The organism is Aquimonas sp., from assembly GCF_044377145.1.
GTDB lineage: Bacteria > Pseudomonadota > Gammaproteobacteria > Xanthomonadales > Xanthomonadaceae > Aquimonas.
Genome location: NZ_JBILJQ010000012.1, coordinates 42324 through 68658, shown reverse-complemented (window position 1 = coordinate 68658; position 26335 = coordinate 42324). Strand labels below are relative to the sequence as shown.

23 protein-coding genes are annotated in these 26335 nt (G+C 67.0%); 8 read left to right on the top strand and 15 right to left on the bottom strand.

The features are described 5' to 3' along the window. The first annotated feature begins 77 nt into the window (after window positions 1-77). A complete protein-coding gene (locus tag ACIQ7H_RS05960; RefSeq protein WP_395789388.1) occupies window positions 78-974 on the top strand; it encodes a dienelactone hydrolase family protein in 897 nt (298 codons plus the stop codon). A 70-nt stretch (window positions 975-1044) separates the two neighbouring features. Beyond that, a complete protein-coding gene (locus ACIQ7H_RS05955; RefSeq protein WP_395789386.1) occupies window positions 1045-1383 on the top strand; it encodes a zinc ribbon domain-containing protein YjdM in 339 nt (112 codons plus the stop codon). A 20-nt stretch (window positions 1384-1403) separates the two neighbouring features. Here ACIQ7H_RS05955 and ACIQ7H_RS05950 read toward each other — a convergent pair whose 3' ends face one another. Both ACIQ7H_RS05950 and ACIQ7H_RS05945 read right to left on the bottom strand, forming a co-directional pair. Then, a complete protein-coding gene (locus ACIQ7H_RS05950) occupies window positions 1404-1796 on the bottom strand; it encodes a hypothetical protein (RefSeq protein WP_395789384.1) in 393 nt (130 codons plus the stop codon). Then, window positions 1778-2209, bottom strand: coding sequence for a hypothetical protein (locus tag ACIQ7H_RS05945; protein WP_395789382.1), 432 nt, complete (start codon window positions 2207-2209; stop codon window positions 1778-1780). The genes ACIQ7H_RS05950 and ACIQ7H_RS05945 overlap by 19 nt, the downstream gene beginning before the upstream one ends. A 109-nt stretch (window positions 2210-2318) precedes the next feature. Between ACIQ7H_RS05945 and ACIQ7H_RS05940 the strand changes: the two genes are divergently transcribed. Beyond that, on the top strand, window positions 2319-3131 hold the full coding sequence (locus ACIQ7H_RS05940; RefSeq protein WP_395789380.1) for a helix-turn-helix domain-containing protein: 813 nt from the start codon (window positions 2319-2321) through the stop codon (window positions 3129-3131). Here ACIQ7H_RS05940 and ACIQ7H_RS05935 read toward each other — a convergent pair. The 7 genes from ACIQ7H_RS05935 to ACIQ7H_RS05905 form a co-directional block, all read right to left on the bottom strand. Beyond that, entirely contained in the window at window positions 3115-4578 is a 1464-nt protein-coding gene (locus ACIQ7H_RS05935; protein ID WP_395789378.1) for a DUF1501 domain-containing protein, read from the bottom strand. The genes ACIQ7H_RS05940 and ACIQ7H_RS05935 overlap by 17 nt on opposite strands. Window positions 4579-4587: 9 nt before the next feature. Beyond that, the gene (locus ACIQ7H_RS05930; RefSeq protein WP_395789376.1) at window positions 4588-6294 is read right to left on the bottom strand and encodes a DUF1800 family protein; all 1707 of its coding nucleotides are present in this window, start codon (window positions 6292-6294) and stop codon (window positions 4588-4590) included. A 137-nt stretch (window positions 6295-6431) separates the two neighbouring features. Further along, the gene (locus tag ACIQ7H_RS05925) at window positions 6432-7517 is read right to left on the bottom strand and encodes a hypothetical protein (RefSeq protein WP_395789374.1); all 1086 of its coding nucleotides are present in this window, start codon (window positions 7515-7517) and stop codon (window positions 6432-6434) included. Between the two features lie 148 nt (window positions 7518-7665). Continuing rightward, window positions 7666-8631 carry a peptidylprolyl isomerase gene (locus tag ACIQ7H_RS05920; RefSeq protein ID WP_395789372.1) on the bottom strand — a complete coding sequence of 322 codons (966 nt, stop codon included), beginning with the start codon at window positions 8629-8631 and terminating at the stop codon, window positions 7666-7668. A gap of 255 nt (window positions 8632-8886) precedes the next feature. Further along, window positions 8887-9705 (bottom strand): endonuclease VIII, encoded by an 819-nt coding sequence (gene nei, locus ACIQ7H_RS05915; protein WP_395789370.1) that lies wholly within the window; start codon window positions 9703-9705, stop codon window positions 8887-8889. A 74-nt stretch (window positions 9706-9779) separates the two neighbouring features. Continuing rightward, on the bottom strand, window positions 9780-10436 hold the full coding sequence (locus ACIQ7H_RS05910; RefSeq protein WP_395789368.1) for an exonuclease domain-containing protein: 657 nt from the start codon (window positions 10434-10436) through the stop codon (window positions 9780-9782). After that, window positions 10433-12280 (bottom strand): DUF294 nucleotidyltransferase-like domain-containing protein, encoded by a 1848-nt coding sequence (locus ACIQ7H_RS05905; protein ID WP_395789366.1) that lies wholly within the window; start codon window positions 12278-12280, stop codon window positions 10433-10435. Before ACIQ7H_RS05905 ends, ACIQ7H_RS05910 begins: the two co-directional genes overlap by 4 nt. Before the next feature lie 127 nt (window positions 12281-12407). Here ACIQ7H_RS05905 and leuS point away from each other — a divergent pair, with 127 nt between their 5' ends. From leuS to holA, 3 genes are read left to right on the top strand one after another with little or no spacing between them, the layout of a single operon-like run. Then, on the top strand, window positions 12408-15125 hold the full coding sequence (gene leuS / locus ACIQ7H_RS05900; protein WP_395789364.1) for a leucine--tRNA ligase: 2718 nt from the start codon (window positions 12408-12410) through the stop codon (window positions 15123-15125). Between the two features lie 24 nt (window positions 15126-15149). Next, window positions 15150-15650 carry an LPS assembly lipoprotein LptE gene (gene lptE, locus ACIQ7H_RS05895; RefSeq protein ID WP_395789362.1) on the top strand — a complete coding sequence of 167 codons (501 nt, stop codon included), beginning with the start codon at window positions 15150-15152 and terminating at the stop codon, window positions 15648-15650. Continuing rightward, on the top strand, window positions 15650-16681 hold the full coding sequence (gene holA, locus ACIQ7H_RS05890; RefSeq protein ID WP_395789360.1) for a DNA polymerase III subunit delta: 1032 nt from the start codon (window positions 15650-15652) through the stop codon (window positions 16679-16681). The genes lptE and holA overlap by 1 nt, the downstream gene beginning before the upstream one ends. Window positions 16682-16953: 272 nt before the next feature. Here holA and ACIQ7H_RS05885 read toward each other — a convergent pair whose 3' ends face one another. Beyond that, the gene (locus tag ACIQ7H_RS05885; protein ID WP_395789358.1) at window positions 16954-18444 is read right to left on the bottom strand and encodes an IS4 family transposase; all 1491 of its coding nucleotides are present in this window, start codon (window positions 18442-18444) and stop codon (window positions 16954-16956) included. On the opposite strand from ACIQ7H_RS05885, the gene ACIQ7H_RS05880 reads away from it, so the two are divergent. Together ACIQ7H_RS05880 and ACIQ7H_RS05875 are read left to right on the top strand one after the other, a co-directional pair. Then, window positions 18385-19896: a hypothetical protein gene (locus tag ACIQ7H_RS05880; protein WP_395789356.1), complete on the top strand. Its 1512-nt coding sequence runs from the start codon at window positions 18385-18387 to the stop codon at window positions 19894-19896. The genes ACIQ7H_RS05885 and ACIQ7H_RS05880 overlap by 60 nt on opposite strands. 147 nt (window positions 19897-20043) lie before the next feature. Further along, window positions 20044-20607: a DUF924 family protein gene (locus ACIQ7H_RS05875; RefSeq protein WP_395789354.1), complete on the top strand. Its 564-nt coding sequence runs from the start codon at window positions 20044-20046 to the stop codon at window positions 20605-20607. 39 nt (window positions 20608-20646) lie between these two features. On the opposite strand, the gene ACIQ7H_RS05870 is transcribed toward ACIQ7H_RS05875, so the two are convergent. The 5 genes from ACIQ7H_RS05870 to scpB all read right to left on the bottom strand — a co-directional run bounded on the left by ACIQ7H_RS05870 (window position 20647) and on the right by scpB (window position 26284). After that, a complete protein-coding gene (locus ACIQ7H_RS05870) occupies window positions 20647-22623 on the bottom strand; it encodes a methyl-accepting chemotaxis protein (RefSeq protein ID WP_395789352.1) in 1977 nt (658 codons plus the stop codon). Window positions 22624-22690: 67 nt separating this feature from the next. Beyond that, a complete protein-coding gene (locus ACIQ7H_RS05865; RefSeq protein ID WP_395789350.1) occupies window positions 22691-22924 on the bottom strand; it encodes a hypothetical protein in 234 nt (77 codons plus the stop codon). 42 nt (window positions 22925-22966) lie between these two features. Then, window positions 22967-23272 carry a hypothetical protein gene (locus ACIQ7H_RS05860; protein WP_395789348.1) on the bottom strand — a complete coding sequence of 102 codons (306 nt, stop codon included), beginning with the start codon at window positions 23270-23272 and terminating at the stop codon, window positions 22967-22969. A gap of 274 nt (window positions 23273-23546) precedes the next feature. Then, window positions 23547-25265 carry a 23S rRNA pseudouridine(2605) synthase RluB gene (rluB, locus tag ACIQ7H_RS05855; RefSeq protein ID WP_395789346.1) on the bottom strand — a complete coding sequence of 573 codons (1719 nt, stop codon included), beginning with the start codon at window positions 25263-25265 and terminating at the stop codon, window positions 23547-23549. Further along, window positions 25262-26284, bottom strand: coding sequence for an SMC-Scp complex subunit ScpB (gene scpB, locus ACIQ7H_RS05850; RefSeq protein WP_395789344.1), 1023 nt, complete (start codon window positions 26282-26284; stop codon window positions 25262-25264). Before scpB ends, rluB begins: the two co-directional genes overlap by 4 nt. Window positions 26285-26335 lie beyond the last annotated feature (51 nt).

Here is a 26335-nt window from a genome sequence, read left to right as displayed (position 1 = left end):
GAACACTGGCTTCACGCCGCGGCAATGGTCGGCTGCTGACTCTGTGCAGCCACCACCTCAACTGCTTGGAGCCAAAGATGAGTACCCAACCCCTGACCGCGCGCGACTTCCATCCCGAGGTGCTGCGCCTGTTCGATCAGTACGTGCATGGACAGATCGACCGTCGTGGCTTTCTGCAGGGCGCGGGTCGCTACGCCGCGAGCGCGGCCGGCGCTGCTGGCCTGCTGGCGGCGCTGTCGCCGCAGTTTGCGGCGGCCCAGCAAGTGCCGACCGACGATCCGCGAATTCGCAGCGAATACCGTGAGCTGGATTCGCCGCAGGGCTACGGCAAGGTGCGCGGCTATCTGAGCCAGCCGGCAGCGCCCGACGGCCCGCTGCCAACGGTGCTGGTGGTGCACGAGAATCGCGGTCTGAACCCGCATATCGAAGACGTCGCGCGGCGCCTGGCGCTCGCCGGCTACATCGCCTTCGCGCCGGATGCGCTGTTCACGCTGGGCGGCTATCCGGGTGATGAGGATGCGGCGCGTGCGCTGTTCCCGCAGCTGGATCAGATCAAGTGTCGCGAGGATTTCGTCGCTGCTGCGAACTGGCTGCGGGCGCTGGAAGGCAGCAACGGCAAGCTCGGTGCGGTGGGGTTCTGCTACGGCGGTGCGATCGTCAACTTGCTTGCGACCCGGGTGCCGGAACTTGCAGCTGCCGCGCCGTACTACGGCGGCCCCGCGCCCTTGGATGCTGTGGGCCAGATCAAGGCCGAGCTGCTGGTGGTGCTGGCCTCGGACGACGAGCGAGTCAATGCCACCTGGCCGGGCTACGAGGCCGCGCTGACCGCCGCCGGCGTTGATTTCAAGCTGCTGCAGCCGCCTGACACCCTGCATGGATTCCACAACGACACCACCCCGCGCTTCAACGCAGCCGCCGCGGCTGAGGCCTGGACGCAAACCCTGGCGCTGTTCGAGCGTCGGCTTAAAGGTTGATCTGCAACGCCTTCGAAGGGTCTGCGGGGCGTGCGTCGCTATACTCACGGCCCCGTCTATTGGCCCGCCGATGTCTATTCCCGCCTGCCCGCAGTGCGCCTCCGAGAACACCTATCCCGACGGTGAGGTTTTCATTTGCCCTGACTGCGGCCACGAGTGGCTGCAGCAGGCGCAGGTCGATGGCGACGAGGCGGAGGCGCCGGTGCTGGACGCGAACGGCAGCCGGCTGGCGGACGGCGATTCGGTGGTGCTGATCAAGGATCTGAAGGTCAAGGGCAGTTCGACGGTGTTGAAGGTCGGCAGCAAGGTCAAGAGCATCCGCTTGGTGGCCGGCGGCGATCATGAGGTCGACTGCCGCATGGATGCCGGCAACTTCATGTTGAAGGCCTGCTTTCTGCGCAAGGCATAGGCGGTGAAGGCACGGCCGTCCTATAGCTGGCGCCGTCCTAGCCCGGCGCCACCGAGCAGCAACAGCGTGATCGAGGCCAAGTCAAACAACAGCACCCTCTGCAGCGCGGCGTCGAGTGGCCAGTGCAGCGCAGCGAGTGCCAGGAATCCGATATCGCTGCTCAGCAGCAGAACCACCGCGCCGCCGCACGCGCTGCGACGCCAGAGCGCAAGCAGCAGCGGCGCGCTGAGCAGGGCGAACATCAGCGCACGGTGTTGCAGTAGCAGCTCCATGCCGGGATCGAGCGACCCCAAGCCGTAGAGCTGGCGCAAGGTCGCGCCGCCCAGCACGCCGGGCAGCGGCAGCCAGTGGATCAGCACGGCCAGACACAGGCCCAGCCGCGCTGTCGAGGAGATCAGGCCGCCGCTGCGCACGCCGCCTCCTCGGGCAAGCTCGCAGTCCGGCTGCGCTTCAAGCCGAGCCACTGCATCTCAGCGAAGGCGAGTACCGCCAGAGCCTGCAGGCTCAGCAGCCCGTAGCCCAGTGTGCTCGGGGCGATCCAGTCGGTGGCCATCAGGGCGAAGCTGGCCAGAGCCCAGTCGATGTTCACCAACAGCACGACCCACACCAGCCACGCTGGCAGGCGTGGGCTGCGCGACATCCAGAAGGTCAGCGCTGTCCAGGTCAGCATGAACCCCGCGACGGGGTACAGGGCCGCTGACGCGACGCCGATCTCGCGTGCAAGCGGTGCTGCGAACGCGAGTGCAAGCGCGGCAGCGCCCAGGCTTAGCACGGCATCCAGGCGCAGGCCAAGGCGCAGCAGATTCGAGGGCAGGACGGTACGCATGCTGGTGTCTCCGTTGGGGTGTGGGCGCAGTGTCCGCGCCGGCCCTGCACACGGTCGATTACCTGTGGGGTAATGCCTGCGCCTTCCTCGGCGGCGTAGCATTCGCGGCATGGAAACCACCGCACCGTTTGGCCAACTTCTGCGCGAATGGCGACAGCGCAGGCGTCTGTCGCAGCTTGAACTCGCGCTTGAAGCGGAGGTGTCGACCCGGCACCTGAGCTTTATCGAAACCGGTCGCGCACGGCCGAGTCGCGGCCTGCTCCTGCACTTGGGCGAACTGTTGGAGCTGCCGCTGCGCGAGCGCAATCGCTGGCTGCTGGCGGCGGGCTTTGCGCCGCAGTTCGCCGAAACGCCGCTGCAGTCGACGCCGCTGCAGCAGGCGCAGGAGGCCGTGCAGCGCGTGCTGGAGCTGCACGATCCGTATCCCGCGGTGGCGGTGGATCGGCACTGGAATCTGCTGATGGCGAACACCGCCGCGCAGCGGCTGCTGACCGGGGTTGCGCCCGAGCTGCTGCAGCCGCAGGCCAATGTGCTGCGGGTGAGTCTGCATCCGCAGGGACTGGGGCCGCGCATCATCAATCTCGCTGAATGGCGACAGCATCTGCTGGCGCGGCTGCGCCGGCAGGTGACTATGTCTGGCGATGCGGTGCTGAGGAGCCTGCTGGCGGAGCTTGCGGCGTACCCGCCGCTGCCGCACGAATGCGCAAAGCTGCCGCATGAATCACCGCATCCGGATGTGCTGATGCTGTTCCGTCTGCACAGCCCGTTGGGCGAGCTGGCCTTGTTCAGCACGATTACGGTGTTCGGCACGCCGACCGATATCACCCTGTCGGAGCTTGCTCTGGAAGCCTTCTACCCAGCCGATGCGCAGACCGCCGAGCGTCTGCGTCAGCTCGCGCAGGCGACTATGCCCCCGTCATGAAACCGAGATCGCGATAGCTGCCGATGTAGCCACCGCTGGCGGGGCCGAAGCGCGGGCTGCTGGCGTTGAGCGCCGGGAAGATGGTGTCGATCTGCCCCTCGCTGACGCCGAACCAGCGGGCCAGGGTGGCGGCGTACTGGTCCACCGCCAGCTTCGGAATCAGCTGACCCCAGCCGGCATCATCAGGCCCGTTACGGGTGAGGTTGGGCAGCTCGCCGTAGATGTCGCGACCCCGCACGGCGCCGCCGATCACGAAGTGTTCGCCGCCCCAGCCGTGGTCGCTGCCGTCACCGTTGGCCGATGCAGTACGACCGAAATCGGAGGCGGTGAAGGTGGTGACGGCATCGGCCACGCCCAGCTCGACGGTGATGGCATGGAACATCTGCAGCGCGTGGGACAGCGCGCCGATCTGGTCGCGGTGTTCGTCCAGCAAGCGATCGTGGAAGTCGTAGCTGCCCACCGACACGAAGAACACCTGGCGGCGCTGACCGAGCTGCTGGCGCGCCTGGATCATCCGCCCGACCATGCGCAACTGGGCGACCAGCTGGTTGTAGGCCGAGCTCGCCACCAGACCCAGGCCCTCGGGCAGGGTGGGCGTCGGCGTGGTCAGGCCGGGGTTGGCGGCCAGCGCTGAGCTGACCAAGGCATAGTTGTCGAGGCTGCGGCGCTGGATCGCGGCGCTGGCGCGCTCCAGAGGATGATTGAGCGGGCCGTTCAGCAGTGCATCGATCGCGGCGCGGCGCGGCGCATTGAACTCCTGGAGATAGCCGCTGCGCGCTTCGGCGCCCTGTGTGCCCATCGAATAGGGCTGCACGCTGACTCCGGTCTGCAGGAAATTGTGTCCGCGCAGCGAGATGCTCATCGACAGCTGGGGGTTCGGGTTGCTGGCCTGCAGCAGGTCAGCCATGCGTCCGGCCCAGCCGATTTTCTCCGGCGTGTCCGGGCGCGAGGTCTGCCAGAACACCTGTTGATCGGAATGCGAGAACAGCTGTGGCGGCACCCGCGCCGAGCCGTTCTGGAAGCTGGTGCGAGTGACCGGTTCGATCAGCGGGCCGACATTGGCGACGATCGCGCAGCGCCCGCTTTCGAACAACGAGCGCAGCGGTGCGGCGGCCGGATGCAGCGCGTACTGGCGGCCGTTCGACTGCGCCGTCAGCGGATTCAGATGCGTGCCCGCGACGAGCGCCGACTGCGGCAGGGCCAGACCCGGGCGGGCGTTCTGGTAGGTGGCATAACCTGCGGCATCGCGCGGAATCACCGTGTTGACGTTGTCATTGCCACCGTTGAGAAACACACAGACCAGTGCCTTGTAGTCATCGCCCTTGGCGATAGCGGGTTGGTCAAGCGCAGCGGCCTGCAGCAGGCGCAGGTTGCCGAACTGCGAGTACAGGCTGGCGCCGCCGATGCTGGACAGCAGGGCACGCCGGATCAGATCACGTCGATTCACGGCGGGCTCCTATTTCTGGACCTGGTATTCGGGCGAGGTGACGATCAGATGCACGGCTTCCCAGCTGCGCTGCCGACCGCCCGGATCATTGAACGCGGTGTACGGAATGCCTTCGATATAGGCCAGCACGACGCCACGCATATGCGCCGACATCTGTCCGCCCATCAGCAGCACGTTCAGATGGTCGATCAGGGCCGCCGGCGAGTTCGCCAGCGACCACAGATTGTTGAACTCCATCATCACCGTGCGCGCGTCCGGGTTCGGGTTGAACTGCGAACCGAGGTAGTGACGTTCCGCCTGGTTGTACAGCCAATTGGCGGTGCGGGTGACGAACACCTCGTTGACGATCTGCAGCTCCGGCGAGTACATGCCCAGGCTCGCCAGCTCGCCGGGCCGCTGATAGTCCGGCAGATAGAAGTTGAACACCGACGGGCTGCGGTTGGGCGCCTGGTTGAAATGGCTTTCGGGGTTCCAGTCGGCGTAGCGGTTGTTCTGCGCGCGGGCACCGAAGGCGCGCCACAGCTGGGTCTGACGCAGGATCGGCTCGCGCACTTTGCCGAAACGTGTGGGCTGGGTCAGGTGCCCTGTGCGCGCCTCGGGGTCCATCAGGATGGCGCCGATCAGCGCCTGCAGATCGCCGCGCACGCCTTGGCCGTTGTTGTTGAACACCGCGGTCATCCGCCCGATGTAGGCCGGGCTGGGGTTGCTGGTGACCAGCTGCTGGATCAAGCGCCGGGCCAGGAAGGGGCCGACGTTGGGGTGATTGAAGATGTTGTCGAGTGCGGCGTCCAGATTGCTGTTGGGCGTGCCGCCGGCCGGGCGCAGTACGCCCGAGAGAAACTCGTTGTTGTCGGGGTCGGCGTCGGGCTCGGTGTGGTGGAAGCTGGCAAACGGCTGCATCGGCAGGGTCCAGCCAACGGCCTCGGGCCAGCCCGGGCTGCAGAAATCGAAACTGTTGCAGTTGCCGAAGTTCCAGCCGGTAAACACGTGGGCGAAGGTCTTGATGTTGCGCTGGTTATAGCTCGGCACCGGCTGGCCACTGACCAGCGCCGGGCTGCCATCAGCGTTCAGCTGGACAAGTCCGATCGTGAACAGCTGCAGGATCTCGCGGGCGAAGTTTTCGTCCGGGCGAATGTTCAAGGCGACATCGGGCCGCCGGTTGCCTCGCATGCTGAGATAGCTGCCCATCGCGGGGCTGCGGGTGATGTGGCCGAGTAAGGTCCGGTAGTTGCCGAAGGCGCCGGCGCTCAGCAGGTCGCAATAGACCGATACCGCGCGCGGCTCGATCTCCAGTGGGCCATTGGCATCCGACACCACCAGGATCTGGCTGAGTGCATACGCCACGCGCTGGCGCAGCTGATCCGGGGCGGTGATGGCATTGCCGAACCAGGCTTCCATGCGCGCGTTCTGGTACAGCGGCTCGGGAATGCCTGCGACAAAATCGAGATAGGGCACCTGCAGCGAGGGCGTGCGGCTGAACTGCTCATCCAGCCAGGCCTGGTAGCCGATCTGGCGCAGGCGGGCGATGTCGGCGACGGTCGGGCCGAAGCTGGCCTGGGTCAGAAAGCGGGCGGCTTCGGCGTCGGTTTCCGGTGCATAGGGCTCGAAACCGCTGGCAAAGATGCGCTGGGCTTGTGCGGGTAAGGCCATCGCCAAGCCGAACAGCGCTAGCGCAAGGATGCGGCGAAGCCGAAGCAGGACGCGATAGGCTGCCATGGGCGATCTGTCCAGAATGTCACGCAGTGTGAAGCCTGCGACCCTACCGATTCGCCACCCGGCGGCAAGCCGGCGGCGACCGGCGGGGCCTTGGTCGGGACAGACGGCAGCCGCGTTCGACTCGGCGCGTATCCGATTCAGCGGGTCGCCAATTGCTCCGCAAGAATCGTCCGCACCGCACTGTCGAAACTGTCGGTGTCGCCGCTGCGCTTCGCGGCGACAAAGGCTTCACGGCGGTCGATCAACGGGCCGATCACCCGGCGCAGGCTTTCGCGCTCCTCACGCAGCGACTTCAGGTGCGTATGCAGTTCCGCCTCACTCATGCTGCGCAGCTGCTCCGGCAGCGCTGCGGGCGGGATCGCAGCCAGTTCGATTCGGCCGGCGTCGAGGTCTTCGATCAGATCTCCGCCGCCCTGCACGATGCGCCCGGTGGCGCGGTTGTAGGCGAGGCGATCGGACAAGCCGTCATCGCCCATGCGCTCCGCGCGTCGCTGCTTCTCAAGCAGCGCCTCCTGCTGCGTGGTGTCGCCATACGGCACCAGCAGTCGCCCCATGCGTTGATTGAGTGCAGCCAGATCCTGGTCCATCGGCGTGGGGATGCGCTCGATGCGGCCGGCCTCGACGATCTGGACGCGGCGGCCGCCGCCCAGGCGCGCGATCTCATCAAAGCTGCGCAAGGTGTCCTGGTCGCTGCCGCAAACCACCGGGTTGATCAGAATGCCGGCCGCGCCGGCCATCGCGCTGATCTGCCGATACTGCGGTTCACCGGCGTACACGCTGGGCGGCGCATCGCCGACCAGGAAGACCAGCTTCAGAACATTCGGCCCGGGCGCCCAGCCGGAGTTCTGTACCGTTTCGAGCAGGGCCTGGTTGACAGCCTCGGGCGTATCGCCACCGCCGCCCGCCTGCAGCTCCATCAGCGCTGCGTAGACCGCATCGATGTCGTCAGTCAGCGGCGTATGGCGGGTGACGTACTCATCGCCGCGGTCGCGGTAGGCGAGCAGACAGAAACGCAGGCGCGGCTTGGATGGCGCCTGGACCAGGGCGTTGGCAATGGTCCAGATCTTCTGCTTTGCGGCTTCGATCAGGCCCGACATTGAACCGGTGGTGTCAAGTGCGAAACACACCTCGACCTCACTGTAGGCCGCGTGCGCCGGGCGGCCAGGAAGACCCGCCAGCCCCAGCAGAAGGGCGATCAGAAGGTTCTGCAGGCTGCGTTGCATGGCGTCACTCCAGCGGCGGTAAGTGTCCGCAGCCTGGGTGTCGCAGGTGCGCGCCCGCGGGCGCAATTGCGGCGATTTGCGGGCGTCGGCCCGGCGCACCACGCGGCATCCACGGCCGCCGTCAGGCGACCGTGGATGCCGATCGAACTCAGCCGCCCGTGCAGGTGCTGTTGGTCGGAATGGTTATACGCTGAAGCGTCAGCTCACCATTGCCGAACGCGGACTGGTAGGTGAACAGGGCGCGGTCGCAGGACGTAAAGCGCACCGTCAACGTGCCCCAGGCCGGGGTGCTCACCACATTCTGCGGGTTGAATGCGGCGCCGAACTGGCCACCAGTGGTGATCTGCATCGGTACGGTGACCTGGCTTGCGCCCCACTGGAACGGCGCCACGCCGCTCATCCACACCTGCTTTCCTTCGAAGTAGTCGTACCAGTAGATGACGAGCAGCGGATCGCCGCCGCCCGGCGCAGCGTTGCTGATTTCAACCGAGATGCCGCGCTTGTCCTTGGTCGGGTCGTACCAGCCGCCGCTGTGCAGGGCCAGGATCGGAAAACCGGTGGTGCGGACCGCGCGGCGGATCAACGGGTAGCGGACCGGCTCCTCTGTGCCACTGAACAGCGGAGTATTGTTCAAGGCTTCCAGCGTGCCCATGCCGAACACGATTCGGCCAAATGCGGTGAAATCGGGATCCAGCGATGCGTTGTCGCGCGAGTTGAAGAAGAAATCAGAGGTGGCGGAGTTGTAGTTGTACGCACCACCGCTGGCGGAGAGCGCCATCGCGATCGTGCCGCGTACGTTCTTGAGGCCGGGGCGTGTGCGCTCGCTGGCGATGCCCGCCCGGCGATTCACCTGGGTGAAGTTGGCCTTCCGCGCGCCGCCCTGCACGACAAAGTCGCGCACCACGCGCTGGAACAAGGTGTCGTTGTAGGTGCCGTCATCCACATACGACAGGAAGTTGGCGGCGGTGACCGGCTTGTTGACCGCATCCAGCTCGATCAGGATCGGGCCATGGTCGGTGTCCAGCAGCACTCGGGGAGCGCTTTGTGCGTGCGCAAACAGGGGAGCAGCAAGAGACAGAGACAGCAGCAATGCCAACATTGGCTTGAGATTCATCAGTTCTTCCTTGGGGTGGATGTTCCGCGACAGCGCGGCGCGGCACAGGATAGTGGGCTTCGGCACTGCTGCCCATGCGACTGATGGCGTGAGTTGCGAGCGCTGCGCATTCAGCTGCCGTACCGGCGTTGCACCGGGCGCTCGTGCTCTGCGGGGCTCCAGCGGAGCAGCTCAACCTGGGAGCGTGGGTTGGAGCGACCGGCGACCGTTCTGTCGGCGGCAATGCTGCGGGCCTTGTAGCCGCCAGGCCGGCGCTCAGGCCTGGCAGCGCGAGCACCAATACAGCCGGCGGCCGGTGTGTTCAGCGCGCTCGATCACGCTGCCGCAGGCGAGGCAGGGTTCGCCTGCGCGGTCGAACACGCGAAAGCCGAACGCCTCGCCATGGTCGACCTGAAGCTCAGCACGCAGTCCGCTGCTGCGGCGACGGCCTACGCCGCGGGTGGCATAGCTGCGACGCGGCACCGCCAGCAGGGCGGCTGCCAGCGCCTCGATCTGCACATCATCGAGATCGCGCGGGCGCAGCGCCGGGTTGATGCAGGCCTCGAACAGTGCTTCCGAGCGCAGATAGTTGCCCATCCCGGCCAGAAAGCCCTGATCGAGCAGCAGCGCCGCAAGGCTGCGGCCCGCAAAGCGTGAGCCGCGCAGGCGTTGTTGAACTTCGGCCTCGCTCAGGCGTGCATCCAGCACATCGGGGCCGAGCTTGGCCAGGAACGGATGCTCCGACAGTGCTGCGGTGGGCAGAAGTTCGATCTCGGACGCCGAGTACAGCAGGATCTCCCGGCGCGCCGTGGTCAAGGCAACCCGCAGGCTGCGATTGGTTTGGGGGCGCTGGCCGGGTTTGGCCACCTTCCAAACACCGTAAAGCTGATTGTGGGAGTACAGCGACAGCCCGCGCTCGAAGTGGGTCAGCAGGGCCTTGCCATGTGGCTCGATCGCGAGCACGCGTTGGTCGACCAGCTCGGCCGCTCGCGGGCCCAGGTGGGGAAAGGAAAACCACGCTGCGGTCAGCACCTGGCCGACGACGGCGTTGGCCAGTTGATCGGCGGCGCGGCGGATTTCAGGGCCTTCGGGCATGACGCGGAGTCTGGAGATCCGATGTGCGAGCCGACGTGAAGCCTGTCATCGCAAGCAACCCACGCGCCCTGCGGCTACACCAGATCGCGCAGAGTCAGCTTGGCAGGATTGCCGATCCGCCCGACCTGCGCCAACAGAAGTTCGGCACAGGCGATCGCATCAATCGCGGCATTGTGCGCGCGGTAGTTCGGCAGACCGTAGCGCTCGCGGCAGGCATGCAGGCGCAGATAGCCGTGCGGGTCGACCTCGTGGCGGCGCAGTCGGCGCTCAATCGCCAAGGTGTCGATGGCGCGCAGGGTCGGCGGCACGCCAAAGCAGCGACGACAGGCGGCGGACAGAAAGTTCAACTCGATCGGTGCGCCGTGCGCGATCAGGCTGCGCCCCTGCAGCGCCTCCACCAGCTCGAGCACCGCCGCTGAAAGACTCAGGCCGTGCTGGATATCAGTATCGGTCAGCCCATGAACTGTTGCGCTCTGGCCCACGCTCTCATCGCTGTGAATCAGCAAATGACGCGCGCTGGGCATGAGGATGCGTGCGTCTTTCACCTGTACCCAGCCCATGCTGAGAATGCGATCGTGCTCGGTGTCCAGGCCGCTGGTTTCGAAGTCCACCGCCAGAAACTCGCCCTGCAACCACGGCGTCGACAGCCCCGGCAAAGGCCGCGCGTAGTGCTGCGCCAGCGGCGTGCCGCGGGCACGCTGTGCGTACTGCAGGCGGCGCAGCCAGATCATTGGATACCGAAGGCGTTGGCGAGCGCGGCCTGCGCCTGGCGCACGACCAGGAAGGCGTCGCGCAGTGCATCGCGGTCGATGCGGGTCAAGCGACTCGGATTGATGCGGTTGTCCGGCGGCTCGCCGGCAGCCATCTGCGCGGCCTGATGCTCCAGCCGCAAGCGCGCAAGCAGGTGAAACGCCGCCTGCATTTCCGCGGCATCGCTGGGCACCATCTTGCCCAGCCGGCGCAGTGCGTCGATACGCGCCAGGCTGCCGGGTTCGCGAATGCCGGCGGCCAGTGATCGAACTCGCAGCAGATCATTGAAGGGCAGGCTGCCAGCCCTTTTAAGATCAAGGGTGTCGCGATGTTCGCCGCGATGCTCGACCACGAAGCGACGGAAAAGCCCGAGGGGAACCTCGTGGCTCAGTGCGTGCTTGGCAAGGATGGCGAGAAAAATTCCCTGGCGGGCCGACTGATCGAACAAGAAGGACTGCAGGGCATCGAACAGGCTGCGGTCGCCGTGCACGCAGCGCTGGTCGAAGAAGATGCTCGAGTGCAGCAGGGCCTTGGGATCGGGCTCATGCATCCAGCTGCGGAAATAGCCCTGCCACACATCCAGCGGCTGCCGCCAGCGCGGGTTCTGCGCCATCACGTCGCCGTTGCAGTAGACGTAGCCGCAGGCATCGAGCCCCGCGCACACGAACTTCGCCAGCGCCTCGAAGTAGTCGGCACCGGCTTCGTCGGGCGTGTGCGCGAGCAGCAGGCCGTTGTCCTGATCGGTGTGCGGACCTTGCTCGCTGCGGGCCTGCGAGCCGAACGCGAGCCAGGCATAAGGCATCGGCGGCGGGCCAAGCTTTTGTTCAGCCATGCGCAGCAGGTGGCGCGTCACTGCATCGGTGAGCGCGGTCAGCATCCGCATCACGTCCTCGGGGCGGGCGCCGTTGCCGAGCAGCAGGGCGAACATCTTCGGCATGCGCCGGCAGACATCGACCAGGCCTTCGATACTGTCCTGCTTCTGCACCTGTCGCACCAGGTACAGCGGGTGCTGGGTCTGCAGGCTGACCAGATCGCGGGTGGTGATCATGCCGGCCGGGCGGCCGTCGCGCGTCAGCGGCAGGTGATGGATACCGCGGTTGACCATCACCAGGAAGGCTTCGAACACCGGGCGGTCGGCATCAAGGCTGGTCGGCTGCGGGGTCATGATCCGGGTGACCGGTTCGGCGGGGTCGAGCCCGGCGGCGAGCACCCGATTGCGCAGGTCGCGGTCGGTGATGATGCCCGCCATGTGCTCGGCATCGCCGACCAGGATCGACGATACCCCCCGGCTCGACATCAGCTGTGCGGCCTCGCGGATGCTGGCTCCGGTGCCGATCATCACCGGCTCGCGGCTGCCCAGCCGGCTGACCGGCGTGGTCATCAGCTCGTTGGCACCGCCAGCCTCGTTGGCGGCGCGCATGCGCTCTTCAAGGGTGCAGACGAAGTGCTGCTCGAAGGCCGAGTTGGCCGCGCGCAGAGCGTTGAACTGCGCCACCGGCAACAGGTAGATCAGGCCGTCCTCGATCAGGCTGACCGTGTTGCGCACCGGTTTGCCGGTCAGCAGCGAGGGCAGGCCATAGCTTTCACCCTCGGCCAGGCGATTGATCAGTCGGCCGGTGGCGTCGTGCACCTCCACTGCACCCCGCCGCAAGACGGCCAGCGCGGTGTTGTCCTGGCCGATCTCGAGCAGGACCTCTCCACTGCGGCGGTAGATGATCTCGATGTGGCGCGCGGCCGTGGCGAGCTGCTCGGGTTCCAGCCGGTCGAAGGGCGCATGGCCGCGCAGGAACTCGATGATCTCGGACAGCTCGGGGCTGATGCTCATGGCGAAATCCGGCGGGGGAGTTCACTCACGATAGCGCTGGCGCTTGCTTGCGGCGATGCGCCTTTCGGCTAAGTGGCTGTGGGCTTTGGGGTAAACTGCACGATCGCTTTCAGCCTGCTTGAGCCCCATGCAAGAGTTTTTCGATCCGCAGTCCGTCGAGGCCGCCGCCCAGACCTTCTGGGACCGCACCCGCGCTTTCGAAGTGGTCGAAGACGCCAGCCGCCCGAAGTTCTACTGCCTTTCGATGCTTCCGTATCCCTCGGGCGCGCTGCACATGGGGCATGTGCGCAATTACACCATCGGCGACGTGATCAGCCGCTTCAAGCGCATGCAGGGCTTCAACGTGCTGCAGCCGATGGGCTGGGACGCGTTCGGCCTGCCGGCTGAGAACGCTGCGATCAAGCACCAGACCGCGCCGGCCAAGTGGACCTACGCCAACATCGGCCACATGCGTGGGCAGCTGAAGCGATTGGGCTTCGCCTATGACTGGTCGCGCGAGCTGACCACCTGCACACCCGAGTACTACCGCTGGGAGCAGCAGTTCTTCACCCGCCTGTTCAAGAAGGGGCTGGTGTACCGCAGGAACAGCGTCGTCAACTGGGATCCGATCGATCAGACCGTGCTGGCCAATGAGCAGGTCATCGACGGCCGCGGCTGGCGCTCCGGCGCGATCGTCGAGAAGCGCGAAATCCCGCAGTGGTTCCTGAAGATCACCGCCTACGCCGAAGAACTGCTGGCTGGGCTGGACACGCTTGAAGGCTGGCCGGATGCGGTCAAGACCATGCAGCGCAACTGGATCGGCCGCTCCGAAGGCATGGAGATCCAGTTCGCTGTCGAGGGTTCGGACACGCCGCTGACCGTGTTCACCACCCGCTCCGACACCCTGATGGGCGTGACCTTCGTCACCGTCGCTGCCGAGCATCCGCTGGCGACCGAAGCAGCCCAGAACGATCCGGCCCTGGCTGAGTTCATCGAGCGCTGCAAGCAGGGCGCGGTCAATGAGGCCGAGCTTGAGACCCTGGAAAAACTGGGCGCGCCGACCGGGCGCTATGTGCTGCATCCGATCAGCGGCGAGCGCCTGCCGATCTGGATCGGCAACTTCGTTCTGATGGGCTACGGCACCGGTGCGGTGATGGCGGTGCCCGGCCACGACGAGCGCGACGGCGAGTTCGCGCGCAAGTACGGCCTGCCGATCCGCATGGTCATCATCAATGCCGATGTGCGCGAGGCGCTGGCCGAGCTGGGCCGCGATGCGCAGACCGGTGGCGATGCGCTGACCACCGCACTCGGCGGCGGCGCCATCCGCGATGTGTTCGAGCCCTCGGCCGCGGTCACCATGATCGAGCAGTTCGAGGCCGCGATTCACGAACAGGCGGCGTGGACCGAGCGCGGCTGGCTGGTCAACTCGGGTGAGTTCGATGGCCTCGACTTCCAGCAGGCGTTCGATGCGATCGCGGCCAAGCTCGAAGCGATCGGCAAGGGAAAGCGCACGATCAATCACCGCCTGCGTGACTGGGGCGTTTCGCGCCAGCGCTACTGGGGCTGCCCGATTCCGATGCTGTACGACGCCGATGGCAACGCACGGCCGGTGCCGGAAGACCAGCTGCCGGTGCTGCTGCCGGAGGATGTGAGCTTCTTGGGCGTGGCTTCACCGATCAAATCCGACCCACAGTGGCGCAAGTTCACCGACCCGGTGAGCGGCGAGCAGCTGGAGCGCGAGACCGACACCTTCGACACCTTCATGGAATCGAGCTGGTACTACGCGCGCTATTGCTGCCCGGGCACGCAGGATCTGCTCGACGGCCGCGCCAGGTACTGGCTGCCGGTCGACCAGTACATCGGTGGTATCGAGCACGCGGTGATGCACCTGATGTACTTCCGCTTCTTCCACAAGCTGCTGCGCGATGCAGGCTATGTGGACAGCGATGAACCGGCGACCAATCTCCTGTGCCAGGGCATGGTGATCGCTGACACGTTCTATCGCTCGAATGCCGATGGCGGCAAGCACTGGATCAATCCGTCCGAAGTCGATCCGCAGAAGGACGAACGCGGTCGCGTCACCGGCGCGACCCTGCGCGCCGACGGGCTGCCGGTCGAGATCGGCGGCAGCGAGAAGATGTCGAAGTCGAAGAACAATGGCGTCGACCCGCAGTCGATGGTCGACAAGTTCGGCGCCGATACGGTGCGCCTGTTCTCGATGTTCGCCGCGCCGCCGGACCAGAGCCTGGAGTGGAACGAGGCCGGCGTCGAAGGCATGGCGCGCTTCCTGCGGCGTCTGTGGAACGCGGTGCACCGGCATGTGGCCAGCGGCCCGGCGCCTGCGCTGGAGGCGGCTGCGCTTAGCGCCGAGCAGAAAGCGGTGCGGCGCAAGCTGCACGAGACGATCGAAAAGGTCGGCGACGACATCGGCCGCCGCCACGCCTTCAACACCGCGATCGCCGCGGTGATGGAGCTGCTCAACACCCTGACCAAATTTGATGACGCCAGCGAACAGGGCAGGGCGGTGCTGCAGGAAGCCTACAGCGCCGTCACCCTGATGCTGAACCCGATCACCCCGCACACCGCACACGTGCTGTGGCAGGCGCTGGGCCATGCGGAGACGCTGATCGAAGACCAGCCCTTCCCGCAGGCCGACAAGGCTGCCCTGGTGCGCGATGCGCTGACGCTCGCTCTGCAGATGAACGGCAAGCTGCGCGGCACGCTTGAGGTCGCAGTGGATGCCAGCCGCGAGGCGACAGAGCAACTGGCCTTGGCCGATGCCGGCGTGCAGCGTGCGCTGGAGGGCTTGAGCGTGCGCAAGGTAATCGTGGTGCCGGGCAAGATCGTCAACATCGTCGCCGGCTGAGTGCGGGCACAGGGAGTGGCTTCAATGCAGTTCAAGCAAGTGACGCGCGTACTGATGATGCTGGCCTGCCTGGGTCTGGCCGCCTGTGGTTTCCGCCTGCGCGAAGACGTCAAGCTGCCGGAGCGGCTGAGCACGATCCGGCTCGGTCAGGTCGACCCGCTCAGCTCGCTCGGCCGCGAGCTTGAAGTCGCACTGACTCGCGGCGGCGCCACCGTGATCACCGACCCGGCGTTGCCGGCGGCGATTCTGCGTGTCGACAAGCTGGAAGAGCGGCGCTCGCCGCTGACGGTCGATGCTGCCGGCCGGGCGCAGGAGTACGAGATCGTGCTGTCGTCCGAGGTGTCCCTGCTCGACCCCGACGGCCAGATCGTGATGCCGCCGCAGCGCATCGAGCTGCGCCGCGATTATCTGTTCGACACCGCGCAGGCGCAGGGTACCTCGAACGAGGAAGACCTGATGCGCGAGGAACTGCAGCGCGAGATGGTGCTGGCGATTCTGCGCCGGATCGACTCTGCCCTGCGCTGATGCCGGCAAATCCCGCCCAGTTCGAGCGCGCGCTCGCCAGTGGGCAGATTCCGCCGCTGGTGCTGATCGCCAGCAGCGAGCCGTTGCTGCGGATTGAAGCCGCCGATCGGGTCCGTGCCGCCGCCCGCGCGGCCGGCTACAGCGAGCGCGAGGTGTTCGATGTCGATGCGCGCTTCGACTGGTCGCAGGTCGGCGCCAGCTGCGGTGCGCTGTCACTGTTCGCCAGTAGACGCATCGTCGAGCTGCGCCTGCCCGCCGGCAAACCCGGCAAGGAAGGCGGCGACTATCTGCAGAAGTACAGCAAGAATTCGCCACCCGACTTGCTGCTTCTGATCGTCTGCGAGGACTGGAGCAAGAAGCACGAGGGCGCCTGGGTGAATGCGGTCGACGCTGCCGGGCTGTTCCTGCCGATCTGGCCGCTCAAGCCCGCCGACATGCCGGCCTGGCTGGCCCAGCGCCTGCGCGCGCAGGGGCTTGAGGCCAGCCGCGACGCGCTGGAGCTGCTGGTCGAGCGGGTTGAAGGCAACTTGCTGGCGGCGGCGCAGGAGGTCGACAAGTTGGCCCTGCTCAAACCCGCCGGGCGGATCGACGCCGACTACATGGCGAACGTGGTCGCTGACAGCGCGCGCTACGACATCTTCGGCCTGACCGACGCGGCGATTGCCGGTGAATCCGGCCGCGCCCTGCAAATGCTGGCCGGCCTGCGCGCCGAGGGCGAGGCGGTGCCGCCGTTGCTCAGTTGGCTGGCGACCCAGGTCCAACAGCTGCTTCGCGCTGCGGAGACCAAGGCCAAGGGCGGCAATGTGGACGGCGCCCTGCAGGCCGCCGGGGTGTGGTCGAGCCGGGTCTGGCCGTTCAAGAAAGCGCTGGCGCGTGGCGGTGTCGAGCACTTCGAGGCGCTGCTGGCACAGTGCGCCAAGGTCGAGCGGATGGCCAAGGGCCGCGAGCAGGGCGATGCCTGGCGCGAGCTGGAGCGCCTGCTGGTGTCGATTGCCGATGGCCGCGCGCGGCCGGTGCTGCTGAAGGGCTGAGTTCCCTGCGGATCCGGCGGGATGAGGGTTCAACGTCCTTGGCTGTGTATGGGCGCTACCAAGCACGCCGGGTTGGAGCTGGCATTTCAAGCGCCAGCGGCCCGATCAACCATAGGGTGGGTCTTGACCCACCTGAGCTGAACCTCCAACGCAGTCATCGGGCCCGAACCGGTGTGGCCGCGCGAAGCCGCCCACCACGCGTGGGCACGGGTTACGTCGGTCGCGGTGCACGGCGCGTATCGGTGGGTCAAGACCTGAGCTCTCCCCACTTTTCATAGCATCGCGACGGGCAGATTGCGTTCCAGCAGGGCATCCAGGGCGGCCTCGATGCCGTCGCGTATGTCTTGCGGCAAGCGCTTGATCCGTAACCATTCCAAGCCTCTTCGCCACGCTGAGTAGCGTTTCATGTGCGACTTCTGGCGGGCAAGTGGATCCACGCTGCGGGTGCTTCGCGCGGCGATGGTCATCAGCCAGGCGGCGAAGCTGGCCAGGCGGTTCAGCAGCAGCAAGACACCGGCGCGCTCCGGCTTGCGGGTCAGGCTGTCCGTGAAGCCCACGCCATAGCGGTGGCTCTTGAGGTCGCGGAAGGCTTCTTCGATCTGCATGCGCGTGCGATACGCCGCGACGATCCGCTCGGAGCAGTGCGTGTCCGCACTCAGCGAGGTCACCAACAGCCACGGCTCGCGCGCGGCGCTGCGAGCCTTCTTCGAGAGATGACTCTGTTCGGGCTGACCCGTGCGGGTGAGCTTGTCGCGCCCCGCACGCGGCCCACGAAAGAGAATCATCCGGCAGATCCAGGGCTGACCTTTGACGATCCGACGGCGGCCGAGATCGGTGGGCTGCGCCGTCGCCTTGGCGTGCAGGGTGCCACAAGGTGTCCAGTCATCGACCTCAAGCGCGCTGACGTGGGTGTTGTTACGCAGTCGTCCGACGTAGTCCCAGCCCTGCGCCTGCACTGCACGAAACCAGTCACTGCGAAAACCCGCATCCGTGACGAGAATCGGGCGGCCGTCGGAAGGCAGCAACTCAGCCAATTGCTGCAGGAACCGCTGCTGCGCTTCGGGCTGGTTCGTATGCTCGATCGGGAACACCTGCTCGTGCACCGGCATGGCGCGGCCGCCCATCGCCACCGAGGCGCGCAACAGCGCCCAGCGCCCGTCCCGCTTGAGCGAAGACCAATCCACCTGCAGCGTGGGTTGCCGCATGCCTTGCAGCAGCCGCGCCACCATCGCGCGCTGCAGATCCGCGGACTCGGCGTGCAGGTGCTTGTTGCTGAGCAGGCGGTCGAGGGCCTTGAGCGGCGCGTGCACTCGGTCGGCACCCGGCCACTGGCGAGCCAACTCCGTCAGGCTCAGCCGACGCCCTGCCACCAGCGCCTCGACCGCACCCAGCAAGCGGCGGCAACGGGACGCGTGCAGGCCGTCCAGCGCCTCCCCGATACAGCAACGTAAAATCGTCGAAGCGTGCATGGCGCGGTCCTCAGGCTTAGGTACCCCGAGGATAAAACCGCGTCCTGCACGCACTGCTTTGGCCGAACGATCACCGCATTCGCCGAAGAACCGAGGGAATTCGTGGGGAGAGCTCAGGTCAAGACCCACCCTATGGATCGGGCACTGGCCGACGTTTCGCGGCCCGCGTCTTGCTTGCCCCAATCCAGGCAGCGGGAGTCTGCGATGGCGGATCGGGCGGGGCGAAGCGTTGTCGTGACCTTGGCGCATGCGCTGCTGTTCGCGCTGTGCAGCGCTACAACGGCGCTCGCGCAACAGCTGCCCAGCTTCCCCGGCGCCGACGGCTTTGGTGCGGTCGCCAGCGGCGGCCGCGGCGGTGCGGTTTTCGAAGTCACCCGGCTCGATCCCGACCCCGCCGGGCTGATCCCCGGTTCACTCAACCATGCGCTGCGCCAGCCGGGGCCACGCACCGTGGTGTTTCGCGTCAGCGGGGTGATCCACGGGGTGGCGCGCATCGTCCACGGTAATCTGACTCTCGCTGGACACACCTCGCCGGGCGGCATCACCGTGCGCGGCATCGTCTGCGATGGCCACTACGAGCGCGACGACTGCAGCAACCTGATCATCCGCCATCTGCGCTCGCGCCCGGCCTGGCAGCTGCCGCTGCCCGCGGGCGGAGAGCGGCTGGATGACGGCCTACGCCTCGATGGCACGTCAAGAGTGATGCTCGACCATCTGTCGATCGCGCATGCGCTGGACGAGGCCGTGCAGATCAGCTGGGTCAATCAGCTCAGCCTGCAGGATTCGGTCATTGCAGAAACGGTGGGTGAGCACGCCTCGCTCGGCGGCATGCTGATCAACTACAGCCATCCGGATTTTCCGCAGGACGCGCTCAGCATCCAGCGCAATCTTTGGTACCGGATCGGCGGGCGTCTGCCTGAGATCAGCTGCGAATCCAGTGGCTACCCGGACCAGCCTGCGACCCGCACCCAGTGTCAGCAGACGCCGCTGCGAATCGAGCTGGCCAACAATCTGTACGCCGACCCGGGCTTTCCGCTGTGGTACACGCGTTTCGTTGACGATGAACCCGCGCACGGCCCTTACCGACTGCAGATCAACATGATCGGCAACCGCTACCTGCTGCGGCCCGCGCATCCCTACGGCATCGCGGTCAGCGCGCTGTTGGCTGAGCCCGCGAATGCACTGCATCTGGCCGACAACCGCGCCAGCCTGTATTCCGACTGGCTGGACGCGCAGTTGTTCTGGTGCTGCAACGATTTTCCGGACTCAGCCCCGAATGCCGATCCCGGGCTGGCCCAGCAGCTGACGCAGCGGCATCCGTTTCCGGCGCTGTCGCAGTACCGGCCATCGAGTGTGCTGCAGGCCGAGTTGCCCGGTCGGGTCGGCGCCTTGCCGTCCGACCCGATGGACCGACGAATCGCCGCCAGCGCGCGCAGCGGCGTGTTCCCGTCGCTCGACTACGGCACACCAGTCGCCGATGACGCTTTCGCCCTCGATTTCGATCCCGCTCGGCCACCGCCGCCACCGATCGACAGCGATGCCGACGGCATGCCCGACAGCTTCGAGAGCCAGCACGCCGGGCTGGGTTTGAATCCGCTGCAGCAGGACCACACCGGCTCGCAGCTCTCGCTGCCCCTCCTCGGCACCGGTGGCTACGACAACCTGGAGGTCTACCTGCATCTGCTGGCGATGGCGCGGGTTGATGCTGCCCAGTCACGCGTATTCGGCGATGGCTTCGAGGGTTGATCCGCGTGGCGATTCGGCAGCGACCACGGAGTGAGCGCTCGGGATTCTCCACCGACGACTTGAACAGCACGGGCGTCAGCGGGCTCGGGCCGGTAACCTGCACGGCCTGACGCCTCGCGCGTCGATCGCTATCGAGAGTCCCGTTACATGAGCAAACGCAGCAGCGAACCTGCAGGCCCCACACCCGCCGCCGTCGTCAGCTTCTGGCGCGATGCCGGACCGCAGCGCTGGTTCACCAAGGATCTGAACTTCGACCGCGCGCTAGGCGCGCGTTTTCATGCAGCGCATCTGCTCGCCGCCGAGCGCAAGCTCGATGCCTGGAACCTCAGCGCCGAAGGCGCACTGGCGCTGCAGATCCTGCTCGATCAGGTGCCGCGCAATCTGTTCCGCGGCAGCGCGCACAGCTGGGCCACGGATCCACTGGCGCGACGCTTCGCTGTGGCGGCGATTGAGGCCGGCCTCGATGCCTCGATCGAGCCTGGCCTGCGACCGTTCTGCTACATGGCGCTGATGCACGCTGAAGACCTGGCCCTGCAGGAGCGCTGCGTGGCGCTGTTCGAGGCGCTGGGCGGGCCCTCGCTGCCGCACGCGATCGAGCACCGCGACATCATCCGCCGCTTTGGCCGGTTTCCGCACCGCAATGCGGCGCTGGGCCGCGACAGCACCGAGGTCGAGGTCGCTTTCCTGAAAGCCGGCGGTTTCGCCGGCTGATCGGAGACACCGCGGCAGCCGGACAGTGGTCGCCTAGACTCAGAATCTGAACTTGGCCACCGCCTCAGCCAGCGTGTTGGCCTGCGCTTCCATGGTGCGCGCAGCGGCGGTGGCTTCTTCGACCAGGGCGGCGTTCTGCTGGGTGGCCTCGTCCATATGGGTGACGGTTGCGCTGACCTGTTCAATGCCTGAACTCTGCTCGGCCGAGGCCGCGCTGATCTCGCTCATGATGTCGGTGACGCGCTTCACCGAGGCCAGAATTTCCGCCATGGTGGTGCCGGCGGAGTCGACCAGTTTGCTGCCGCTGTCGACGCGTTCGACGGTGTCGGAGATCAGGCTCTTGATTTCCTTGGCCGCGCCGGCTGAACGTTGCGCCAGTGAACGGACCTCGCTGGCGACCACCGCGAAGCCGCGGCCCTGTTCGCCAGCGCGCGCGGCCTCCACCGCGGCGTTCAGGGCGAGGATATTGGTCTGGAAGGCGATGCCGTCGATCACGCTGATGATGTCTTCGATCTTGCGCGACTGCGCGTGGATCTGGCCCATCGTGGTGACCACCTGGCTGACCACCGCGCCGCCGCGCTCTGCGACATCGGCGGCGCCGATCGCCAGCTGATTGGCCGAGCGCGCGTTCTCGGCATTGCCGCGCACGGTCGAGGTGAGTTCTTCCATGCTGGCCGCAGTCTCTTCCAGCGCCGCCGCCTGCTGCTCGGTGCGCTCGGACAAGTCCGCATTGCCGGACGCGATCTCGGCGGCGGCCGCGCGGATGGTGCGGCTGGCCCCATCAATGCCACCGATCGCCTCAGAGATCGCTTTCGCCGCGGCGTTTGCATTGCTGGCGAGCTGAGCATAGCTGCCGTCGTAGTCGGTCTTCATGCGCTGCCGCAGATCGCCCTGCGCCAGCGAACCGAGCATGCGACCGGCGTCTTCGAGCACCGCACCGAACAAGCTGACCAGACCGTTGACGCCCTCGGCGAGCAGGCGCTGGAAGCCCTGCATCTGATCGACCTCGATCCGGTAGGCGGTGTCGCCTGCACGCGCGGCGGCGAGTGCCCCTTGCTGCATCTGGATGAAATTGCCGAGGCTGTGCCGCAGCACGTTGATGCTGTCGCGCAGCACCTCGAAGCGGCCTTCGGCCGGCAACTCCAGGCGCGCGCCCAGGTCACCGGCCGCCAGCTTCTGTGCCGCCAGAGTAGTGGCACCTAGCACATCATCGAGCTGCTGGCAGGAGCGATTCACCGAGTGGGCGATCTGCTTGAATCGACCTGGTTTGTCCGCTTCTTCGACGCGCCGGCTGAAATCGCCCTGGGCGATACTGGCGAGCACGCCGTCCACTTCGGTCAGGGTGCTTTCGACTGCGGTCGCAGTACGCAGCACGGCCGCCGCGATGCTGTCGCCAGGCACTTGGCCGAGCGCTCGCACATCAGCCTGTTCACCGTTGGCGACGCGGCTGGCGACTTCGATCAAACGCCGTGGGCTGGCGCCGACAATTGCGACCTCGCGTTCCAGACTACGCGCCATGATGACCAGCACCACGGTTTCCGCCACCACGAACAGTGCGTGGATGATTACGATGATGAAACCGGTATCGGCGGCGAACACCCAGACCGGAAGGCCCTGTCGTTGCATGTAGTCGAGCGCCAGGTGATGCACCGCGATCACGGCTGCGGCGAACACCACCGGAATCCAGTCGCGGTAGTACAGCAGGATCGCCAGCAGAACAAAGATGCTGAAGTGCATTTCAAGCATGCCGCGGGCCTGATGGATGGTCAGCCCGGACAGCACCATGAAGGCGGCTGCGATCGTGAGGCGGGTGGCCAGCGCGCCTCGATTCAAAGTGACTTGGATTACGCAGGCGGCCAGGGTGGGCAGGCCAATCAGCAAAAAGCTGCCCCAGCTGTCCGTGCCGAGTGCCAGTCCGAGTGCGAGAAGACTCATCACCCCCACGATCGCCAGCATCAGCAGGTCGGCCTGCTGTCTGAGTTCGTCGATGTAGTTCAACGCGGCACGGTTGCTCATGGGCTGATTTCTGAAGGTGATCGACGATTTGTCGGGGACGCGTCGGTTCGCTGGAGCGGGCGAGCGCTCATGCGATAGAGACACAAGGGCAGGGTTCGTCCAGCACCGCGGCCCACAGCGGTGGCTGCTCGCCTTCGGCCTGGGTCAGCACCAGCTCGGCCAAGCTGGAGCCGGCGATGCAGTGCAGTGGTGAGTCAGCCGGGCCGGCGAACAGCAGGCGGCCTGAGCGACTGAACAGGGCGAGATCGATATGCGCCGGCAGCAGGTTCTGCACCTGGCCGGGCTGTTGGCCCAGATCCACGCTCGCCACCTGCAGGCCCGCGGCTTGCGCTTGGCTGTGCAGCTAGTTCAGCTGCTCGGTCGAGGCCGAGCAGGCGCAGAACGAGATAGTGGTCGACGGAATCAGAACCAGCAGCGGTCGCCCGGAAGATCCGGCGCCGAGGTCGCGGCCCCAGGCCTCGATGGCCTGAACGCGAATCGGGTCTGATGCGGACTGCGCGCGTGCAAAAGCCGGTTTGCCTTCGATCAACCAGAAGCCCCAGCCGGCGGTGGCCAGCCACATCGCGAGTACGCCGAACGACAGACCTTGGCGCAGCCGAGGGCGACGCAGTGCTGCTGGTGCGTTTGGCGTTGAGTGTGTCGGAGACATGTGCGCTCACCTGAAATCTGCGAGCTGGCTTGCAAGCAGCATGCCCGGCCGATCGGCGCCTTCAGTCATTGGTTTGGCGCCGGCACGCGAGCTACGCGATGCGCGCTGTTCGTTCCTCAGAGCCAGATGGGAAGGCGCGTGCGCGCCGAGCGGCTTTGGCCTCGGCTCGAGTGGTGAGTAGAAACGAGCACGGCAAGCGCTTGGAGGCGCTTGCCGTGCTGTATGTGCCGCTGATGCTGTGTCGACGCGCCGCTTGGGCGCAGCCGCCGGAGGCTTAGCGCGGTGGCCGCGGGCCGCGGGGTTTGCCCTGCGGTCCGCGACCACCGGCCGGGCGACCCGGTGCGCCGCCTGGGCCTGCCGGGCGCGGACCGGCTGGACGGCCACCTTCGGGACGCGGACCGCCGGGGCGTGCCCCAGCCGGACGCGGGCCGGCGGGACGTCCGCCTTCGGGACGCGGGCCGCCGGGACGCGCGCCTTCCGGACGTGGGCCGGTCGGTCGGCCGCCCTCGGGGCGTGGACCTGCGCCACCTGGACCGGCGGGACGACCACACGGCTTGCCGCCAGGGCGCGCATTGCCATACGGCCCGGCTGCTGCACCCGGCTTGGCCCCACCGGGTTTCGCATTGCCATAGGCACCGCCGCCACCGGGCTTGCCGCCCGGGCGCGGGCCACCGGGCCGGCCCTGCGGACGAGCCGAAGGGCTGGTGGTGGTGACGCCTTCAGGCACATACCAGCTGCGGAACTCGCCGCTGCGCTCAGCGCCGCCGGCCGGCTGACCACCGCCGCTGCGATTACCGCCCGGGCCGCCGGGGCGGTTGCCGCCGCGGCCGCGCACTTCGCCGCCGGGGGCGGTCAGGGTATTGCCGTAGTTGTCGGGGCGGGTGCCGCCGGCACCGCGGCTTGGGCCACCTGCTCCGGCGCCTGCGCCTGGACCGCGCTTGCCCATCGGGCCAGCGCCGCCCGGGCGCGCGCCCGGCTTGCTACCAGGACGCTTGCCGCCGGGGCCAGGCCGCATACCGGGGCCCTTGCGGCCACGCGGAGCGTCTTCGCGGATCACGTCATAGGCGCGCAGTTCGCGGCCTTCGTCGCCATAGGCGCCCTGGGTCCAGGCTTTCTGTTCGCGCGCGCCGGGGCGGTACTCGCTGGTCTTGGCACGGCGTTGGCCGATCACCGGCTGCAGGGTGAGGCTGGCTTCCAGTGGCGCCAGCGCCAGCTTTTCGCGCAGTGCCTGCACGGCCTCGGCGGCCATCGGCTGGCTCATGCCGCGCTTGAGCAGGCGCGGCAGCTCGATCCCGCCGTAGCGGACCCGCTTCAGCCGGCTGACGGTGAAGCCGACGGCTTCCCACATGCGCCGCACTTCGCGGTTGCGGCCCTCGCTCAGCACCACCCGGAACCAGGCATGCGCGTCGCTGGAGCCGATCGGCTCGATCTCGTCGAACTTGGCTTCGCCGTCTTCGAGCTGCACGCCGCGCTGCAGCTGCTTGATCACATCCTCGCTGACTTCGCCGTGGATTCGGCAGACGTACTCGCGTTCGATCTCCGTGCTGGGGTGCATCAGCGCATTGGCGAGCTCGCCATCGGTGGTGAGCAGCAGCAGGCCGGTGGTGTTGATGTCGAGGCGGCCGACCGCGATCCAGCGGGCGCCTTTCAGCCGCGGCAGGTTCTCGAACACGGTGGCGCGGCCTTCGGGATCGTCGCGCGTGGTCAACTCGCCCTCGGGCTTGTTGTACAGCAGGATCTGCGCCGGCTCGCTCTGGTTGGTGGCGACGAAGGCGCGGCCATCCAGCTCGACGCGGTCGCCGGAGGCGACGCTGCTGCCGGTGCCGGCGACTTCGCCATTGACCTTCACTTCGCCGCGGGCGATGCGCTCTTCCAGCGCACGTCGCGAGCCGAGGCCGGCGGTCGCCAGCACCTTGTGCAGGCGCTCCTCAACTCGGACGGCGGCGGCGCCTTCGCGCTTCAAGGACAGGACGCGGCGGGGTGTCTCACTCATGGGATCTGCTCCGGCGAGGTTTCGGGCTCGCCCGTGTGGGAATCAGCAGCGGCTGCTGCGTTGTCATCAGTGCGGCCCGGAGTTGCCTCCGTGCCGGCAGTGTCGGGGGTGTCGTCGGTGTCTTGATCGGCGCTGACCGGCACCACCGCGGCCGGGTCTGCATGCAGCTGCGCAGTTGGCGAAGACTGCGCCTCGGCGGCGGCCAAGACGGAGTCGGAATGGCCGGGATCAGCGGCAGGCGTTGCGTGCGCAATCGCCTGTGCAGAATCCGTACCTGCGGTCGCGTCTGGATGTTCCGACAGGCTGTCGGATGCGGCTGCAGCGACTGCCGAGGTGTTCTCGGGGATATCGTCACGCGCTACGCTCGACTTCGGCGCTGCGACTGCTTCCGGAACTGTCACGGACTGATTGTGGCCGTCGACTGCAAGCGCCGGCGGCAGCGCAGCCTTGGCGACCCGCGCAGCGTCGAAATCCAGCTGCGGCTCAAGCTCGGGCAAGTCCTGCAGGGCTGCCAGCGTCGGCAGTTGATCGAGGCTCTTCAGGTTGAAGTAGTCCAGAAATGCGCGGGTGGTGCCGAACAGCGCCGGCTTGCCGGGCACGTCGCGGTGGCCGACCACGCGGATCCACTCGCGCTCTTCCAAGGTGCGGATGATCTGGGTATTGACCGCCACGCCGCGGATGGCTTCGATCTCGCCGCGGGTGATCGGCTGCCGATAGGCGATCAGCGCCAGCGTTTCCAGCAGAGCGCGCGAGTAGCGCGGCGGCTTTTCTGCCCACAGCCGGGCGATGTGCGGATAGACATCGCTGCGCACCTGATAGCGGAAGCCCGAGGCAACTTCGATCAGTTCGACGCCGCGTGCGGAGCAGTCCTCCTGCAGGGTGTGCAGGGCGCGACGGATGTCGTCGGCGGGCGGCGCTTCGCCCTCGCCGAACAGGTCGCCCAGCTGGGCCACGGTCAAGGGCTGCGGAGCCGCCAGCAGGGCGGCTTCAACGATGCGCTTCAACAGCTCGAAATCCATGCGTTTGCGGGGTCCTCAGCGCGTTTCGGAGGCGGGCAGGGCGAGCGAGTC